Here is an 18,210-nt window from a genome sequence, read left to right as displayed (position 1 = left end):
CGACGTACGATGGAAGTCCCGGCGCCGCCGAGGCGCCGGGCGAGACATCCGCCCGAGCCCGCAGCGAAGGACCCCGTGACGTTCACTCCCCCACCCGTCGCACGCCCCTGGCGACTGTGGCTGGTGTGGACCGTCGGCGTCGCGGCCTACGTCGTCTCGGTGACGAACCGCACCTCGCTGTCGGCCGTCGGCGTCGACGCGGCCGTGCGGTTCGACGCGGATGCCTCGTCGCTGTCGCTGTTCGCCGTGATCCAGCTCGCCGTGTACGGCGGCATGCAGATCCCCGTCGGGCTGCTGCTCGACCGGTTCGGCGCCCGGCCCGTGATCACGGTCGGCATGGCGCTCATGGCCGTCGGCCAGGTGGTGATGGCGTTCGCCGTCGACGTGCCGACGGCGATCCTCGCGCGCATGCTGCTCGGCGCCGGCGATGCGGCGGTGTTCCCGAGCGTGCTGCGCGTGATCGCGACCTGGTTCCCGACCCGGCGCGCGCCCGTGATGGTGCAGGTCACCGGCATCGTCGGCCAGTCGGGCCAGCTGCTGTCGCTGCTGCCCATGGCCGCGCTGCTGCACGCGACGAGCTGGACGGTCGCGTTCGGCAGCCTCGCGGGGCTCGGCGTGCTCTTCACGATCCTGACGTTCGCGATCATCCGCAACCACCCGCCAAGCGTCGACGCGGATGTCTCGGTCGACACGGAGACCGGGTCGATCCAGGTCGTCCGCTCGGCCGCCGACCTGCGCGAGGGCTTCCGCGAGTCGTGGTCGCACCCCGGCACCCGGCTCGCGTTCTGGTCGCATTTCACGACGCCGTTCGCCGGCACCGCGTTCGCGATGCTCTGGGGGTTCCCGTTCCTCACCGCCGGCGAGGGGCTCACGCCCGCGATGGCGTCGACCGTGATCAGCGCCTTCGTGATCTTCGGCATGCTGGTCGGCCCGGTCATCGGGGCGCTCTCGGCGAGGCATCCGCTGCGCCGCTCGCGCATGCTCGTGCTGCCGGTCGTCGCGCTGCAGGCCGTGGCGTGGATCGCGGTGGCCGCGTGGCCCGGGCCGGCGCCGCTGTGGCTCCTCTTCGCGCTCGCGCTCGCGCTCGCGACCGGCGGCCCGGCGTCGATGATCGCGTTCGACCACGCCCGCACCCACAACCCGAGCCACCGACTCAGCACCGCGACCGGCATCGTGAACGGCGGCGGCTTCATCGCCGGGCTCATCGCGATCTACCTCATCGGCCTCGCGATGGACCTGCAGGGTGCGGGCACCCCCGACACGTACACGCTCGAGGCGTTCCGCCTCGCGTTCCTCACCCAGCTGCCGATCTGGGGCGTCGGCGCGCTCTTCATCGTGATCGAGCGGCGGCGCACGCGGGTGCACGTCGGGCTCGACCCGCCCAGGGAGCGGAAGCGGCGCGGCTGAACGGGAAGCGTCGCGGTTGAGCGGGATGCGTCGCGGCTGAGCGGGATGCGCCGCGGCAGAGCGGGATGCGCCGCGGCCTTCGTGTCGGCGGGCACGCGTAGCGTGGCCCGCATGAACGAGGTGCAGCCGTTCGAACTCCATGTCCCCGACGCCGTGCTGGCCGACCTGCGCGAGCGGCTCGGGCGCACCCGCTTCCTCGACGATTCGCCGAGACGACCGCCCGCGGGGGTGACCGCCGACTACCTGCGCGAGCTCGTCACGACCTGGCTCGACTGGGACTGGCGGGCCCGGGAGGCGTGGCTGAACGCGCACCCGCAGTTCCTCTCCGACCTCGACGGCACCCGCATCCACTTCGCGCACCTGCGATCGGCCTCACGCGGCGAGCCGGGCGAGCGGGGCGAGCGCCCCGCTCCCGCCCTCCTCGCCATGCACGGCTGGCCGCACACGTTCGCCCTCCAGCTCGACTTCGCCGACCGCCTGCCCGACTTCGACGTCGTCGTCGCGAGCCTGCCGGGCTTCGGGGTCGCCGAGCCGTACGTCGACGGGCCGATGAGCGAGACCCGCCTCGCCGAGACGATGCACCGGCTGATGACCGAGGTGCTCGGCTACGAGCGCTACCTGACCTACGGCGAGGACGTCACGGCGAACGTCAGCGACCTCATCGCCGCGAGCCACCCCGACCACGTCGCCGGCATCCTCGCGACGCACGCCCACTTCCCCACCACCGACGAGCGGGCCGCACTCACCGAACCCGACGAGCGCGCCTTCTTCGACGCCCTCGCGGCGCGGCACGAGACCGACGGCGCGTACGGGCACGTGCAGTCCACCCGGCCCGACACGCTCGCCGTCGCGCTGAACGACTCGCCCGCGGGCCTGCTGGCCTGGCTCGTCGAGAAGCTCGTCGAGTGGAGCGACACCCCGCCCGGCGACCCGGCCGCGGTCGAGCGGCGCATCTCGCGCGACCGCATCCTCACCGAGGCGATGCTGTACTGGGCGACGGAGTCGATCGGCACGTCCTTCCGCCCGTACTACGAGGGCGCCGACACGCCCGACCCGATCCCGCCGGCCTCGGTGCCCGCCGCCGTCTTCATCCAGCGGCACGAGGCGGCCTACCCCGAGTCGCTCGCCCGCCGGCACTACCGCGACCTGCGCGTGTTCGAGCGCCTCGACGCCGGCGGCCACTTCACCGCGGCCGAGGTACCCGACGCGCTGGCCGAGCGGATGCGGGCGTTCGCGCAGTCGCTGGGGTTGCTCGACGGCTGAGCCGGCGCTGCCGGCTGCCGGCTCCCGCTTTCGCTCCCGCTCTCGCCCGCGCGGCTACGCCGACTCGCGCACGACGAGCTCGGCCGGGAGGGTCATCCGCCCCGCCGCGCGCCCGTCGATGACGTCCAGCAGCATCCGCACCATCTCGTGTGCGATGCGCTCGAACGGCTGCCGCATGGTCGTGAGCTCCGGCTCGACCCGGGTCGCGATCGGGGCGTCGTCGAAGCCGGCGACGGCGACGTCCTCGGGCACGCGCCGCCCGGCGGCGCGCAGCACGTCGATCGCACCGGCCGCCATCACGTCGTTCGCGACGAACACGGCGTCGACCTCGGGCGCCCGCTCGAGCAGGTCGCGCATCGCGCGCTCGCCGCTCGCGCGCGAGTAGTCGCCCTCGGCGACGAGCCGTTCGTCGAACGCGGCGCCGAGCTCCTGGCGGTACCCCTCGAGCCGGCCCGTGCCGCCCGACGTGTCGAGCGGACCCGTGATGTGCGCGATGCGCGAGCGCCCGTTGCCACGGAGGTAGGCCACCATCTCGCGGGCCCCCTCGAGGTCGTCGGCGGCGACGTAGCCGATCTTCCGCTCGTACCCGAGCGGGATGCCGCACGCGATCACCGGCACCTCGGCCGAGACGAGCTCGGCGAGGAACGCCTCGCGGCCGCGGTGCGACGAGACGAGCAGCGCCCCGTCGACGTGGCCCGCGGTGATGAACTCGGTCGCCCGCCGCTGCTCCTCGTCGGAGCCGGCCATGAGCAGCACGAGCGGCAGGTCGCGCTCGGCGAGCGCCTCCGCCGCGCCGCGCATGAGCACGGAGAAGTTCGGGTCCTCGAAGAGTCGCTCGTGCGACTCGGTGAGCAGGAACGCGATCGAGTTCGCGCGCGCCGTCGCCAGGTTCCTGGCGTGCGGGTTGATGCGGTACCCGGTCTTCTTGATCGCCTTCTCGACGGCCTCGCGGGCCGGCGGGCTCACCCAGTGGCCGCCGTTCAGCACCCGCGAGACGGTGCCCCGGGAGACGCCGGACTCGCGGGCGACGTCCTCGATCGTCGGCCGCCGCCGGTGGGTGCTGCTGTCTGCCACGTTCGTCAGTGTATGGGGGTCAGGCCTTGACGGCCCCGGCGGCGAGGTCGACGCGCCAGTACCGCTGCAGCACCAGGAACAGGATGATGAGGGGCACGATCGACAGCAGCGCACCCGTGATGACGAGGGTGTACATGGCCGGCACCGTGGCGCCCTGGTTGAGCAGGCCGTTGAGGCCCACCGTGATCGGGAACAGCCGGTCGTCGCCGAGCATGATGTACGGGAGCATGAAGTTGTTCCACACGGCGACGAACTGGAAGAGGAACACGGTCACGAGCCCCGGCAGCATCATCGGGATCGCGATGCGGTGCAGGATGAACAGCTCGCCCGCACCCTCGGTGCGCGCCGACTCGATGATCTCCGTCGGCACGGCGGCGGCCGAGTAGATGCGCGCCAGGTAGATGCCGTAGGGGCTGATCAGCTGCGGCAGCAGCACCGCCCAGTACGTGTTCGTCAGGCCGACCTGCGCGAGCATGAGGTACTGCGGGATCGCGAGGATGACGCCGGGCACGAGCACGCCCATGAGCAGCACCTTGAAGACGGCGCCCTTGCCCGGGAACACGTACTTCGCGAGCGCGTACCCCGACAGCGCCGAGATGTAGGTCGAGATGATCGCGCCGACGCCGGCGTAGAGGGCGGTGTTCGCCATCCACCGCCAGTACAAGCCGTCGCGGTACTGGGTGAGCTCGACGATGTTGTCCCACAGGTGCGTGGACGGCGCGAACGTGAAGGTCGAGAACAGCTCCGAGGCATCCTTCGACGAGGCGACGAGCACCCACGCGACCGGCAGCAGGCAGTACAGCGCGCCGATCAGGAGGATCGCGGTCGCGCCGGCCGAGAGCGGCACGCGGGCGGCGCCGTCGGGGCGGCGCGCGCCGCGCCGGCTGCGGCGAGCGGATGCGTCGAGGTCGGGCAGCACCGCCGCGACGGTGTCGGGGGCGGGCGAGGTGACGGTGGTCATGGCTCAGTCCTCCTGGCCGAAGGCGCGCCGCTGCACGACGCGGAGGAAGAAGAAGGAGATGGCGAACGTCGCGACCGCGATGATGATCGAGGTGGCGGCGGCCGAGTAGATGTCGTCGCGGGTGAACGCGTCGCGGTAGACGAGCATGAGCGGCGACCAGCTCGTCGAGAGGCTGTTCGTGAGGGGGCGCAGCGTCATCGGCTCGGCGAACACCTGCAGCGTCGCGATCATCGAGAAGAGCGCGGTCATGACGAGCGCGGGCGCGATGATCGGCACCTTGATGCGCCACGCGATCTGCAACTCGGATGCCCCGTCGAGCGTCGCGGCCTCGTAGATGTCGCTCGGGATCGCCTTGAGCGAGGTGTACATCACGATCATGTTGAAGCCGACGCCGCCCCAGAGGCCGATGTTCGCGATCGCGAAGACGACGAGCCCCGGCGAGAGCAGGGAGGGCACGTCGTCCCAGCCGAGCTGCTCGAACACCCAGTAGAACGGGCTGACCGACGGCAGGTAGAGGAAGCCCCAGAGCAGCGACGAGATGACCGCCGGCACGGCGTACGGCAGGAAGATCGAGATGCGCGAGAAGCCCTTGGCCCGCGTGCGGCGGGCGTCGAGCAGGAGCGCGAAGAGCAGCGCGAGGCCGAGCATCGTCGGCACGAGGATGAGGCCGTACACGAGCACGCGGCCGACGCTCGCGAGGAAGTCGGGGTCGGTCAGCGTCGCGACGTAGTTCTCGAACCCGGCGAACACGAGCGACCGGCCGCCCGAGCCGAGGCCGAGGCCCTGCACGACCGACTTCTGGAACGAGAGGAACAGCGTGTAGACGATGGGCGCCGCCATGAACACGACGAACAGCACGATCCCGGGTGCGAGCATCGCGTAGGGGATGAGCGTGCGGCGCCGGGCCGCGCGTCGCCGGGCGGGCGACGGGGTCTGGACCGTTGCGGTCATGGGCGTTCCTTTCCTCTGTTGCTGCTGGTGCGATGAGCCCGGTGGCCGGAGCATCCGCCCCGACCACCGGACCTCCGGCTACTCGGCGATCGTGAAGCCGCTCGACTCCAGGTCGTCGACCGTGATCTTCTGCATCGCGGTGACCGCGGCGAGGAACGCGTCGACGGTCTTCGCCTCGGCGGCCTTCGCGAACTCGTCGTTGTAGGCGCTGAACGCGACGTTCACGTTCGGGCCGTAGGTGAACGGCGCGACCGACTGCGCGGCCTCGGCGGCGACGTCGTAGAAGTCGGGCTGGTTGCTGAAGAACTCCGGCGCCTCGGTGAGCACGGCGGCTGCGGCGGCGGTCGCGGCCGGGTAGATGCCGGCCTCGTCGACGAGCGCCTGCACGGCCTCGGGGTCGGTGTTCAGCCAGGTCGCGAACTCGACGGCGGCCTCGGGGTGCTTCGACTGCGTGGTGACCGCGGTCGACGAGCCGCCCCAGTTGCCGTTGCTCGGCGCGGAGGCGTCCCAGTTCGGCAGCGGAGCGGCCTTCCAGAGGCCGGCGGTGTCGGCGGCGTTGCCGCTCAGCACGCCCGGGCCCCAGACGGCGCCGAGCCAGCCGGCCTGCGTGCCGTCGTTGAGTGCGGCGTTCCACTCGGGGGTGTACATCGGCTTGTTGTCGATCGCGCCTTCGGCGACCAGGCCACCCCAGTACTCGGCGACCTGCTGGGTCGGCGCCTCGTCGATGCCGACGCCCCAGGCGTCGCCGTCGATCGACCACCACTCGGCCTCGGCCTGCTGCGCGAGGCCGGCGAACCAGCCGGCGTCGTTCGCCGAGAACGTGCCGAGGTACTTCGACGGGTCGGCGGCGTGCAGCGCGCGGGCGGTCTCGGCGTACTCGTCCCACGTGGTGGGCACGGTGAGGCCGTACTGCGCGAAGACGTCTTCGCGGTAGTAGAACATCATGGGGCCGGTGTCCTGCGGGATCGCGTAGACCGCGTCGCCGCCGAGGGTGACCGAGTCCCAGACGCCGGCGGGGAACTCGTCGGCGGCGTCGTTCGCGCCGGCGCCCGAGATGTCGGCGAGCGCGTCGGAGGAGACGAGCGTCGGGATCTTCTGGTACTCGGCCTGGATGAGGTCGGGCGCACCGCTGCCGGCCTTGATGGCCGTGAGCAGCTTGGTGATCGCCGGGTCGCCGCCGTCCTGCTTGTTCACCGTCACCTGGATCTCGGGGTGCTCGGCGTTCCAGATGTCGGCGACCTTGTCCATGTTCGGCGCCCAGGTCCAGTACGTGAGCTCGATGGGCTCGTCGGCGCTGCCCTCGCTGCCGCCATCGGCGGAGCATCCGGTCATGATGAGCGCTGCGGCCACCGCGGTCGCGATGGCGCCGGTGCGGACTGATGCACGCATTCGTCCTCCTTGTCGAAAGCTGTGATTGCGGGATGCCCCGGCTGTCGTCCGATCTCAGGAGAACGGCGCTGTGCCTGTGAGCGCTCCTAGTAATACACAGCCGTGAGCTGCTGTCAACTCAGCGAAAGTGGAGATTCCGGCCCGTGCAGGCCTGTGATACAACTGTGACCGCACACAGTCGAAGGAGATCCGCCATGCCATCGCAGTCCGAGACGGCGACCCCCGCCCCCACCGCCCGGCCCGACGCCGCGGCGCCGCGCAGCGGGTGGATCCCCGGCACCTCCGCCATCCGCTTCGGCGGCGACTACAACCCCGAGCAGTGGACCCGGGAGACCTGGCTCGAGGACATCGAGCTCATGCGCGAGGCGGGCGTGAACCTCGTCAGCGTCGGCATCTTCTCGTGGGCGCTCCTCGAGCCCCGCGAGGGCGAGTACGACTTCTCGTTCCTCGACGAGATCCTCGACCTGCTCGCCGGCGCCGGCATCGACGTCGACCTCGGCACCCCCACCACGGTGCCGCCCGCCTGGTTCTGGAAGGCGTACCCGCACGCCGCACCCGTCACCCGCGACGGCGTCACCCTCGGGTTCGGCTCGCGCGGCATCGTCTCCCCGTCGAGCCCCGAGTACCGGCGCGCCGCCGAGGCCATCGCCGAACGGCTCGCCGAGCGCTACGCCCACCACCCGGCGGTCGTCATGTGGCACGTGCACAACGAGTACGGTGCGCCCATCGCCGAGAGCTTCGACGAGGCATCCGTCGCGAACTTCCGCACCTGGCTCGAGCGCCGATACGGCAGCATCGACGCGCTGAACCGGGCGTGGGGCACCACGTTCTGGGGCCAGGTCTACCGCTCGTGGAGCGAGGTCGACGCCCCGCGGCGCTCGCAGAGCATCACGAACCCGGCGCACCGGCTCGACTTCCAGCGGTTCAGCTCGGATGCCCTGCTCGAGTGCTTCGTGCTCGAGCGCGACGCGATCCGCCGCCACGCGACCCAGCCGATCACGACGAACTTCATGGCGACCAGCTGCCCGGCCGTCGACTACTGGCGCTGGGCGCCCGAGGTCGACCTCGTCTCGAACGACCACTACCTGACGGCGTCGCGCCTCGACGCGCACGTGCTGCTCGCGATGGACGCCGACTTCACGCGCTCGCTCGCCGGCGGCAAGCCGTGGGTGCTCATGGAGCACTCCACCTCGGCCGTCAACTGGCAGCCGCGCAACGTGGCGAAGCGCCCCGGCGAGCTGGCGCGCAACAGCCTCGCGCACCTCGCGCGCGGCGCCGACGGGATCCTGTACTTCCAGTTCCGCGCCAGCCGCTTCGGCGCGGAGAAGTTCCACTCCGCGATGCTCCCCCACGCCGGCACGTCATCGCGGGTCTGGCGCGAGGTGGTCGGGCTGGGCGACGTGCTCCGCAGCGCCGAGGAGCTGCGAGGCAGCCGGGTCGAGGCATCCGTCGCGATCGTGTGGAGCACCGAGTCGTTCTGGGCGCTCGACCTCGACTGGCGCCCCAGCGAGGACCTCTCGCACCGCGAACGCCTCGAGGCGTTCTACGCGGCGCTGTGGGAGCGCGGCGTGACCGTCGACTTCGTGCACCCGTCGCACGACCTGTCGGGCTACGACGTCGTGTTCGCGCCGTCGCTGTACCTCCTCGACGAGCCGTCTGCGGCGAACCTGCGCGGCTACGTCGCCGGCGGCGGCACCCTCGCGGTCTCGTACTTCTCCGGCATCGTCGACGAGCACGACGCCGTGCCGGCCGGACCGTTCCCCGGCCGCCTGCGCGACGTGCTCGGCCTGTCGATCGAGGAGTTCCTGCCGCTGCGCGACGGCGAGCAGGTGCGACTGACGGATGGCTCGACCGGCGCCGTCTGGTCGGACGACGTCGTGCTCGAGGGCGCCGTCGCGGTCTCGTCGTACGCCGAGCCCGCCGCCGGTGGTGGCCCGGCTGCCGGCCGTCCCGCCATCACCCGGAACGCGCTCGGCGACGGCAGCGCCTGGTACCTGTCGACCCGCCTCGACGGCGCCGACCTCGGCGGCTTCGTCGACGCCGTGCTCGCCGACGCGGGCGTCGCGGTCGACGTGCCCGAGGCCGGGCTCGAGCGGGTCGTGCGCGTCGGCGACGACAGCACGCGCTGGCTCGTCGCGATCAACCACGCGGATGCCCCCGCCCGCGTGGGTGCGGTCGCGGCCGACGGGGTCGACGTGGCGTCGGGCGCGCGAGTCGCGGCCGATGACGTCGTCGACGCCGGCGCGGTGCGGATCATCCGGCTCGGCTGATCCGCGGCACGGGCGCGGCGCCTCCCCTCGCCGTGCCCGTGCCCGTTCTTGTGGCGTGGCCGTGCCGGGCCTGCCGTGCTTCGGTGCTCCAATTCAGGAGATTCGACGCCACCCCCGCGGTGGGGCACCCATGGCGTCGAATCTCCTGAACAGTGGGTGTGGTTCGCGCCTCAGCAGCCCGGGCCGGATGGGTTCGCCGTACAGTCGCCGGCGACCAGCACCGTGTCGAGCTCGCCGACCAGCACCGACGTCGTCGCGCCCGGAAGGTCGAGCGTGCCCGCGATCGGCCGCCACCCCGAGCCCGCCCACCGGTACTCGGCCGAGTAGGTGACCGTCGTCGTCACGTCGTACCGCCCCGACGCCGCGAAGCGGTGGCTCGTCGGGGTGTCGGTGAACTCCCGCTGGCCGAGTTCCGCCCACGTCGCACCACGCGAAGCGGATGCCCCGGCCTGCCCGTCGCCGTACGCCCACCCGTACCCGACCGGCGTGAACCGCACGTCGGCGGGCCGTCCCAGCAGCGTGCCCGACACCACCTGCACGGATGCCCCGCTCACGAAGTTCGCCGGCAGCCCGACGACCGCCCACCCGTCGGGCTCCATCACATCCGCCGGAGTCGCCGGTCGGAACGACGCAATGTCGCGGAGCGTGACGGTGGGTTCGCCTGGAGCCGCAGGTGGCGCCGGAGCCGCCGGGCCCCCAGCACATGGGTTGATCGCGGCGGGGTTCGTGGGGCTGCAGAGGTCGGCTGGCGGTGTCGTGGTTTCGCCGGACGATCGAGGAGAGTCCGTCGAGACCGAACCGGTACTCGGGCGACCTGCATCTGCACCTCGCTCGCCTTGCGTTTCGCCGCGGTGGACTTCCTCTCCGGTCAAAGTCACTTGACCGGCACCAAGCGCGGCTCCAACAAATGAGTGCCTAGGCGGGTCTTGAGGCGTGGGCTCAGTTGCCGCTGCCGGAGCCACCCACGGCGCGGCTACTACCAGCCCTACCGCGAGCAGAAGTCCGCGCCAGACCATTGGTCAATCCGGTCAACGAGAAGTACAGACGGCGCGCTGGACGACGAAATGAACTCGGCCTGCTGGGGAACTACTTCCTGCCGGTCCGCCGCTGTCACATCGGCGCCCGAGGAGTTGACGACTCGCACGCCAGACACATCCAGGCAAACGTAGATGGTCGCGTGAGCTGCGCCATTTGTCGTGGACCACATCACCAACTCGGGATCCAAGAGCTTCATCTCTCCAACGAGCGTGACGCCCTCCTGCCTTAGGAGTTCAAATTCCTGAACAGACTGCGCAACGAACCCCTCGGAAACGAAGTTGGCAATTGAGCTTGGCTCGACTGCAGGATTCGTTGAGATTCTTGCCGCCTCAGCGTTGTACGCCTCATACGCCTCCACCGCCGCCGCAAGCGCCTCCTCATCCGACGCGAAGATCGGCTCGGCCGTCGCCTCGGCGGTCGGCTCGGCCGTGCGGGCGGGGGCGGGCTCGCCGGCGCAGCCGGCGAGCCCGCCCACCACGAGGAGCACTGCGGCGACGGCGACGACCTGACGGGCAGGGTTCCATCGGGCGGGCACGGGGGTCATGAGAGAACACCGTAGGCGATCCCCGTCCCACGCCCGCCACGGCATCCACAGCCCGTCGCGACGCAGGAGATCCGACGCCATCCCCGCCTCAGAGCAGGCATGTCGTCGAATCTCCTGAGTACGGACGCCACCGATCCACCCCGCCCGGACAGCGGCCGACCGACCCGCCCCGGCTGCCGCGAAGCATCCCGCCGCTCCCGAATTACAGGAGAACAGGACCTATCCCCTTCCTGGAGCACCCAGAGGTCCCCATTTCCTGTAGTTCGACCGCGCCGGCACGCACGACCCGACATCGGCAGCCGGCACGAGGGCGCCGACGACCACGTCGTCGACGCCCTCGCATGCAGCGAACCCGGCTCCGCGCTACCCCGCCGCCGCCTCCCGGCGCTCGTCCAGCTCGACGACCTCGCCGACCGGCGCGTCGTAGTACCCGGCCGGCCGTGCCAGCCCGAGGTGCCCGCGGAACGTGTCGGCCGTGTACTCGGTGCGCTGCAGCCCCCGCCGCTGCAGGATCGGCACGACCTCGTCGGCGAACCGGTCGAGCTGGCCCCAGAGGTACGGCGACTGCACGTTGAACCCGTCGGCGGCGCCCGTCTCGAACCACTCCTGGAGCGTGTCGGCGACGTGCTCGGCCGTGCCGATCGCGAGCGGGAAGCCGTCGATGATCGCGGCGTAGAGCAGGTCGCGCACGCGGGCGCGGTCGCCGCCGCCGACCGTGCGGTCGGTGCGGGTCTCGACCTGCTCGAGCAGGCGGCGTCCCTTCTCGCCGAACCGCGCGGCGAGTTCCGCGGTCACCTCGGCGTCGAGGCCGAGGTCGGTCACGTCGGCGCCGAGCGCGGCGGAGAGCGACCCGAGGTTCCGGTTCCCGTACCCGAGGGGGAAGTTGGCGGCCGGCGACGCCGCGTACGCGTCCCAGTGCGCGCGGTCGCGGCCCCCCAGCACGAGGTCGTCGTCGAGCGGGATGGCGGCGTTGAGCCGGTCGTAGATCGCCACGGCGGCGGCACGGGTGTCGCCGATGATCGGCGTGATGCCGGGCAGGAAGAAGACGTCCTCCGGGTCCCGGCCGAACGCGGCGGCTCGGGCGCGGACGTCCTCGTTGAAGGCGATGGACTCCGCGATCGACCGCGGGCCGGTGAAGTTCACGTCCGCCCACTTCGCCGAGAGCTCCCGCGAGCGGTCGCTCGCACCGGCGTACAGCAGCGGCGGGTGCCCCTGCGGCGGGCGGCGCAGCGGCAGCGTCCCCTCGACGCTGAAGTGCTTGCCCTTCCAGTTCAGGCGGTGGATCTTCGCGTCGTCGATGAAGTGCCCCGACTCCTTGTCCTGGATGTACGCGTCGTCCTCGATGCTGTCCCAGAGCCGCTTCACGACCTCGATGAACTCGTCGGCCCGCTCGTACCGGGAGGCCCCGCCGAGGTCGGCGAGGCCGAAGTTGCGGGCGGCGACGTCGGATGCCCCGAGCACGACGTTCCACGCGAGCCGGCCGCCGCTCAGGTGGTCGAGGGACGACGTGAGCCTGGCGAGGATGTACGGGTCGTAGTAGGTGGGGTGCGCGGTGACGACGATGCCGATGTGCGACGTCTGGAGCGCGAGCTGCGAGGCGAGCGTGAACGGCTCGAGGCGGCCCGTGTTGTGGGTGGTGCGCCACTGCTCGTCGACGATGTCGCCGGGGAGCGTGTCGCCGAGGAAGAAGAAGTCGAACTTGGCCCGCTCGACGGTGTGTGCCGCGCGCAGCGCGTACTCGAAGTCGAACGCGCCGTCGGTCGGCGCATCCGGCTGCCGCCATCCGCCCCAGTGGGTGCCGTTGACCCAGTACATGTATCCGAGGTGGAGGTGTCGTTCCCGTGGAGCGTTCATGGTCGGCCTTTCGTGCGGGGTGGCGATCGACGGGCGGCGTGGCGCCGTCAGTCGAAGGAGGGGCGGGGGATCGCCGCGATGAGGTCGCGTGCGTAGTCGGTGGCGGGTCGGCTGAGCACCTCGGTCGCCTCGCCGGCCTCGACGATCGCGCCGTGCTGGAGCACGAGCACCTCGTCGGAGACCTCGCTGATGACGCCGAGGTCGTGGGAGATGAACAGGTAGGTGAGCCCGAGCTCGCGTTGCAGTTCGTTCAGCAGGTCGAGCACCTGGCGCTGCACGGTGACGTCGAGCGCGGAGACCGGCTCGTCGCAGATGAGCACCTCGGGGCGCGGCGCCAGCGCCCGGGCGATGGCGACGCGCTGCCGCTGGCCGCCCGACAGTTCTGCGGGGTACCGGCTCGCGAGCGCGACCGGGAGGCCGGTCAATTCGAGCAGCTCCCTCACCCGTTGCTTGCGCTCGGCGCGGTTGCCGAGCCGGTACCCCGTGAGCGGTTCCTCGAGGATCGACTGGACGGTCTGGCGCGGGTTCAGCGACGAGTACGGGTTCTGGTAGATCAACTGGAGACGGCGATAGCGCGCCCGCCGGTCGGTCGCGCCGCGGCGGTCGTGGATGACCTCGGTCCCGTGGATCGTGACGGACCCGCTGTCGGGGCGGGTGAGGCCGGCGAGGACGCGCACGAGGGTCGTCTTCCCCGAGCCCGACTCCCCGACGATGCCGAGCGTCGTGCCCGCACCGACGGCGAGCGAGACGTCGTCGAGCGCGCGCACCTCCTCGCCGGTCCGGCTGGTGAAGGTCTTCGTCAGTCCGGATGCCACGACCACGGCCTCGCCGTCGGCCACGACGCGACCCGCCAGGTGGGCGGCCGTCTCACGCTCACGCACCTGCGCGAGGGCGAGCGGCGATCGATCGATGCTCGACGACCTGATGAGCTCCCGCGTGTACTCCTCGGCGGGATGCCGGACGACGCGCTCGGTCGACCCGGTCTCCACCAGCCGGCCGTGGCGGAGCACCGCGACGTCCTGCGCACGCTCCGCCGCGACCCCGAGGTCGTGGGTGACGAGGAGCACGCTGAGCGCCTCCTCGCGGGTGAGGTCCTCGAGGAGGTCCAGGATGCGTCGCTGCACGGTGACGTCGAGTGCGGTCGTCGGCTCGTCGGCGACGATCAGGTCGGGTTCGGCGGCGATCGCGGCCGCGATGAGCACGCGCTGGTTCATCCCGCCCGACAGCTCGTGGGGGTGGCTGTCGTAGACCGTCTCGACGCGGCGCAGCCCGACCCGGTCGAACAGCTCGAGCACGCGCTTGCGCCGCTCGGCCGGCGTGAGGCTCGTGTGCACGCGCAAGGGCTCGCCGGCCTGCCGGCCCACGGGCAGGAGGGGGTTCAACCCGAGCAGAGCGTCCTGCGGGATGTACCCGATCCGGTTGCCGCGGAGCTGCTGGTAGCGGCGTCGCGAGACGGTCGCGAGGTCCTCGCCCTCGAAGCGCACCGCGCCCGACGTGATCCGGGCGTTCTGCGCCAGCGTGCCGGTCACGGCCCGCGCGAGGGTGCTCTTGCCCGAGCCGGACTCGCCGACCAGCGCGAGGATCCGCCCACGCCGGAGCGAGAACGTGACGTCGTCGAGCACCTGCAGCGTCGGCCGGCCCTGCACCCGGTACTCGAGCGAGAGCCCCTCGAAGCGCAGGATGTCGTCGCCGAGGGCCGGGGCCTCGGCCGAGGCATCCGCCGTGGACGTGGTCGGGTCAGCCGACGACATTGGTCCTCCCCTGGTTGACGGATCGGCCGATGCGGTAGACCGCGAGGACCGAGCAGACGATGACGATGCCGGGCAGGGTGCTGAGCCACCACTGCTGGGTCAGGTAGGCGCGGCCGTCGGCGACGAGCGCACCCCATTCGGGCGTCGGCGGCGGCGCGCCGAAGCCGAGGAAGCTCAGCGCCGCGACGCCGAGGATCGCCGTGCCGATGTCCATCGTGGCGGCCGCCAGCACGGAGCCGGAGGCGTTCGGCACGATGTGCCGCAGCAGGCGATGCCCGAAGCCGTGCCCGGCGAATGCCGCCGCCTCGACGTACGGCAGCGCGCGCACCTTGAGCACCTCCGACCGCATGAGGCGGGCGAACGTGGCGACGCTGTTGATGCCGATGGCGATCGCGATGTTGATGGTGCCGCGGCCGAGCGCGGTGACGATCGCGAGGGAGACGATGAGGCTCGGGACGGCGAGCATGATGTCGACGACCCGCATCACGATCGTGTCGGTCACCCCGCGGAGGGCGCCGGCGATGAGCCCGATCGCCGAGCCGACGATGAGCCCGATGAGCACCGCGACCACGGCGGCCTGGAGCGACTGCGCGGTGCCGTGGACCGTCCGGGCGAACTGGTCGCGACCGTACTGGTCAGTGCCGAAGAGGTGCTCCGCGCTCGGCTGGAGGAACCGGTTGCCGGTGTCCTGCGTGAGCGGGTCGTAGGCGGTGAACAGCTGGGGCGCGAACGCGCTCACGAGGACGAGCGCGATCCAGAGGTACGCCACGACCAGCGCGGGCCGGGAGAGGACGCCCGCCCTGATCCGGTCCCAGGCCGAGGCCTTCGGCGGCGTGGCGGCGGGGCCGTCCGCCGGCCCGGGGGTCTGCCGGACGGGATGCTCCAGCGTGGTCTGTGCGGCCATCAGCCCTCCAGCGAGATGCGCTTGTCGATGAGCGGGTACAGGGCGTCGACGACGAAGTTGACGAGCACGAAGATCCCGGCGGACACGGTCACGCAGATGAGCACGACGGGCGTGTCGCGGCCGTCGACCGCCTCCACGATCACGCGGCCGACGCCGACCCGGGAGAACACCGTCTCGGTGAGCACCGTGCCGCCGACCATGAGGCCGACCGTCGTGCCGAACGCCGTGACGACCGGGAGGAGCGAGTTCCGCAGGGCGTGCCGGAGCACGACGCCCCAACGGCTGAGCCCCCAGTTGTGCACCGTCTCGATGTACGGGGAGGTCAGCGCACCGCGGAGGTTCGCCGTCAGCAGCTGCGAGATGCCTCCGGCGCCCGGGATCGCGAGCGCGAGCGAGGCCACGAGCAGCCCGGGCAGGCTGTTGTTGCCGGTGGGCGGGATGAGGCGGAACTGGAACGCGAAGAGCTGGAGCAGCACGATGCTCACCCAGAACGGCGGCAGCGAGACCGCCACCGGCGGCAGCGACAGCAGGAGCTCGCGCGCCCACTTCCAGTCGATGAGCTCGATGACCACCGACAGCAGGATGCCCAGCACCAGCGCGATCGCGAGGCCGGTGAAGGCGAGCTTCAGGGTCTCGCCGAAGGCCTCGAAGTACAGCTCGGTGGCTGGCCGGCGCGTGTAGATGCTCACGCCGAAGTCGCCCCGGAGCGCCCGGGTCAGCGCGTCGACGTACTGCACGAGCACCGGCCGGTTGAGGCCCAGGAGTTCGCGCTGCTCCTCGAGGATCGCCTCGATGTCGTCGCCCTCCGCCCCGGCCGTCAGGCCGCCCGCGGCATCCCCCGGGAGGATGTAGAGCAGGAAGAAGCTGGCGGTGAACGCGCCCCACAGCACGATCACGCCGTAGCCGAGGCGCTTCGCGAGATACCGGGCGAACCCGGCCGTGCCGGCCCCGGGGATGCCCCGCCGGCGCCGCGGGAGGGCCGGGAGGCCGGGCCGCGTACGGCCCGTCCTCCCGGTCGGTCGCGTGATGACGCTCACTGCTCCGATGCTCCCGTCACTCCGACTTGAGCAGCCAGGCGTCGTAGAGCAGCTGGTCGAGGCCGTTGTTCTCGATGTCCTGCAGCTTCGGCGTGTACGCCCACACGTCGACGTCGGTCTGGATCGGCAGGACGTAGGCGTCCTCGACCAGGATCTGCGCCGCCTCGTCGACCACGGCCTGGCGCGCGGCCTTGTCGAGGATCGTGTTCTGCTCCTGGAGCAGCGCGTCGAGCTCCTGGCCGCGCGCGTCGTCGGCGGCGATGAACGAGCGGTTCGATCCGGTCGCGACGCCGTAGTTGGCGCGCAGCACGTCGGCGTCGGGCGACGAGTGGTACCAGTACGCGATGTCGTACTCGCCCGACAGCAGCTTCTGGTTCGCCTCGGCGGCCAGCGGCGGGTCGAGCACCAGCTCGACGCCGATCGCCTTGAACTGCTCCTGCACCACGGTCTCGGCGGGGCCGTCGCCCGGGTAGCGGAGCGAGAGGCGCTCGCCGGCGGCGTTCACGCGGATGCCGTCGGCACCCACCTCATCCCAGCCGGCCTCCTCGAGGAGCGAGATCGACAGGTCGGGGTCGTAGGTCAGGAACTCGCTCTGGTCGGAGAAGTAGGGGTTCTTCTCGCTCAGCGGCCCCTTCGGCACGAGGTTCTCGCCGTTCGAGGTGACCTGCACGACGCCGTCGCGGTCGATCGCGTGCTGGAGCGCCTGGCGGACGCGCACGTCCTTGAGGAACTTCGACGAGGTGTTGACCGGCCATTCCGTGCCCGTCGCCGGGTTCACCGCGCTCCGGCTGACCGTGAGGCCGGCCGCCTCGAGCTCGGGGATGTAGTTCCCGTCGACCCAGTAGATGAAGTCGAGGTCACCGCTCTCGACGGCGCCGTTGCGCACCGCCGTCTCGGGGATGATCTTGTACACGACGCCGTCGAGGTACGCGCGACCCTCGTGGTCGTAGTAGTCGGGCGCCCAGGCGTAGTCCTCGCGGGCCTCGAGCACGATCTCCTGGTTGTCGGTGTACGAGACCAGGCGGAACGGACCGCTGCCGTCGATGCTCTTCTGGCGCACCTCGACCGGCGACTCGGCGCTCGCCTGGGAGACGATGCCCGCGTGGGCGCGGGACAGGCCGGGCAGGAACGCCGCGTTGGGCTCGGCGAACTCCACGACGATCTCATACTCGCTCGGGATCGTGATGTTCGAGATGCCGGCCACGATCGTCTTCGCGCTCGAGTGGATGCCCTCGCGGGCGAGGCTCTCGAAGTTCGCCTTCACGACCTCGCCGGTCAGCTTCGTGCCGTCGTTGAAGGTCACGTCGTCGCGCAGGACGAAGCTGTAGGTGCGGGCATCCTCGCTGACCGTGAACTCCTTCGCGAGCCACGGCTCGAACTCGCCGGTCTCGGGGTTGAGGAACACGAGGGAGTCCGACAGCGCACGGGCCACGTGCCGCCAGACCTGGTTCACCACGGCGGCGTCGACGCCGAGCGGGTCGGCGGCGAGGCCGATGTTGAGGACGCCGCCGTAGCGCTCCTCCTCGGTGACGGAGGAGGCATCCACGGCCCCACCGCCTGCGGTCGCGCAGGCGCTCAGGGAGAGCGCCGCGGCGATGGCGATCGCCGCGAGGCGCACGCCCCTGCGACGGGTGATGGTCTTCATCTCGGTATCCGTTTCTCTTGGGGGAACATCGTGGAGTCGGGGCCGCTCCGAGCCGGGCGTGCAGGTCATCAGCGTGGCCACCGGGGGACGCCGCCGCCAAACGCGGTGACGAACATGTGTGG

14 protein-coding genes are annotated in these 18,210 nt (G+C 71.3%); 3 read left to right on the top strand and 11 right to left on the bottom strand.

Features of this window, described 5'->3' with window-relative positions; genetic code table 11:
- The first annotated feature begins 75 nt into the window (after positions 1–75).
- Positions 76–1,407, top strand: a complete 1,332-nt coding sequence (locus ACGGZK_RS07180) for a nitrate/nitrite transporter (RefSeq protein WP_395245590.1) — start codon at positions 76–78, stop codon at positions 1,405–1,407.
- Positions 1,408–1,518: 111 nt separating this feature from the next.
- Positions 1,519–2,670, top strand: a complete 1,152-nt coding sequence (locus ACGGZK_RS07175) for an epoxide hydrolase family protein (RefSeq protein WP_395245589.1) — start codon at positions 1,519–1,521, stop codon at positions 2,668–2,670.
- Between the two features lie 54 nt (positions 2,671–2,724).
- On the opposite strand, the gene ACGGZK_RS07170 is transcribed toward ACGGZK_RS07175, so the two are convergent.
- The 4 genes from ACGGZK_RS07170 to ACGGZK_RS07155 form a co-directional block, all read right to left on the bottom strand.
- A complete protein-coding gene (locus tag ACGGZK_RS07170; protein WP_395245588.1) occupies positions 2,725–3,744 on the bottom strand; it encodes a LacI family DNA-binding transcriptional regulator in 1,020 nt (339 codons plus the stop codon).
- A 19-nt stretch (positions 3,745–3,763) separates the two neighbouring features.
- Positions 3,764–4,705, bottom strand: a complete 942-nt coding sequence (locus tag ACGGZK_RS07165; RefSeq protein WP_395245587.1) for a carbohydrate ABC transporter permease — start codon at positions 4,703–4,705, stop codon at positions 3,764–3,766.
- Positions 4,706–4,708: 3 nt separating this feature from the next.
- A complete protein-coding gene (locus ACGGZK_RS07160; protein WP_395245586.1) occupies positions 4,709–5,656 on the bottom strand; it encodes a carbohydrate ABC transporter permease in 948 nt (315 codons plus the stop codon).
- Between the two features lie 78 nt (positions 5,657–5,734).
- Positions 5,735–7,045, bottom strand: coding sequence for an ABC transporter substrate-binding protein (locus tag ACGGZK_RS07155; RefSeq protein ID WP_395245585.1), 1,311 nt, complete (start codon positions 7,043–7,045; stop codon positions 5,735–5,737).
- A 194-nt stretch (positions 7,046–7,239) separates the two neighbouring features.
- Here ACGGZK_RS07155 and ACGGZK_RS07150 point away from each other — a divergent pair, with 194 nt between their 5' ends.
- Complete coding sequence (locus ACGGZK_RS07150) at positions 7,240–9,315, top strand: beta-galactosidase (RefSeq protein ID WP_395245584.1); 2,076 nt, start codon at positions 7,240–7,242, stop codon at positions 9,313–9,315.
- A gap of 170 nt (positions 9,316–9,485) precedes the next feature.
- Here the strand turns inward: ACGGZK_RS07150 and ACGGZK_RS07145 are convergent, their stop codons facing one another.
- The 7 genes from ACGGZK_RS07145 to ACGGZK_RS07115 form a co-directional block, all read right to left on the bottom strand.
- Entirely contained in the window at positions 9,486–9,914 is a 429-nt protein-coding gene (locus tag ACGGZK_RS07145) for a hypothetical protein (RefSeq protein WP_395245583.1), read from the bottom strand.
- A 386-nt stretch (positions 9,915–10,300) separates the two neighbouring features.
- Positions 10,301–10,897 carry a hypothetical protein gene (locus ACGGZK_RS07140; RefSeq protein ID WP_395245582.1) on the bottom strand — a complete coding sequence of 199 codons (597 nt, stop codon included), beginning with the start codon at positions 10,895–10,897 and terminating at the stop codon, positions 10,301–10,303.
- A 363-nt stretch (positions 10,898–11,260) separates the two neighbouring features.
- Positions 11,261–12,712 (bottom strand): NtaA/DmoA family FMN-dependent monooxygenase, encoded by a 1,452-nt coding sequence (locus tag ACGGZK_RS07135; protein ID WP_395245581.1) that lies wholly within the window; start codon positions 12,710–12,712, stop codon positions 11,261–11,263.
- A gap of 86 nt (positions 12,713–12,798) precedes the next feature.
- Entirely contained in the window at positions 12,799–14,502 is a 1,704-nt protein-coding gene (locus ACGGZK_RS07130; protein WP_395245580.1) for a dipeptide ABC transporter ATP-binding protein, read from the bottom strand.
- A complete protein-coding gene (locus tag ACGGZK_RS07125; protein ID WP_395245579.1) occupies positions 14,489–15,406 on the bottom strand; it encodes an ABC transporter permease in 918 nt (305 codons plus the stop codon). The genes ACGGZK_RS07130 and ACGGZK_RS07125 overlap by 14 nt, the downstream gene beginning before the upstream one ends.
- Positions 15,406–16,443 (bottom strand): ABC transporter permease, encoded by a 1,038-nt coding sequence (locus ACGGZK_RS07120; protein WP_395245578.1) that lies wholly within the window; start codon positions 16,441–16,443, stop codon positions 15,406–15,408. The genes ACGGZK_RS07125 and ACGGZK_RS07120 overlap by 1 nt, the downstream gene beginning before the upstream one ends.
- Before the next feature lie 16 nt (positions 16,444–16,459).
- Positions 16,460–18,088 (bottom strand): ABC transporter substrate-binding protein, encoded by a 1,629-nt coding sequence (locus ACGGZK_RS07115; RefSeq protein WP_395245577.1) that lies wholly within the window; start codon positions 18,086–18,088, stop codon positions 16,460–16,462.
- Positions 18,089–18,210 lie beyond the last annotated feature (122 nt).

Source organism: Agromyces sp. MMS24-K17, from assembly GCF_043950245.1.
Taxonomy (GTDB): Bacteria; Actinomycetota; Actinomycetes; order Actinomycetales; family Microbacteriaceae; genus Agromyces.
This window is presented reverse-complemented; position numbering and strand designations above follow the sequence as displayed.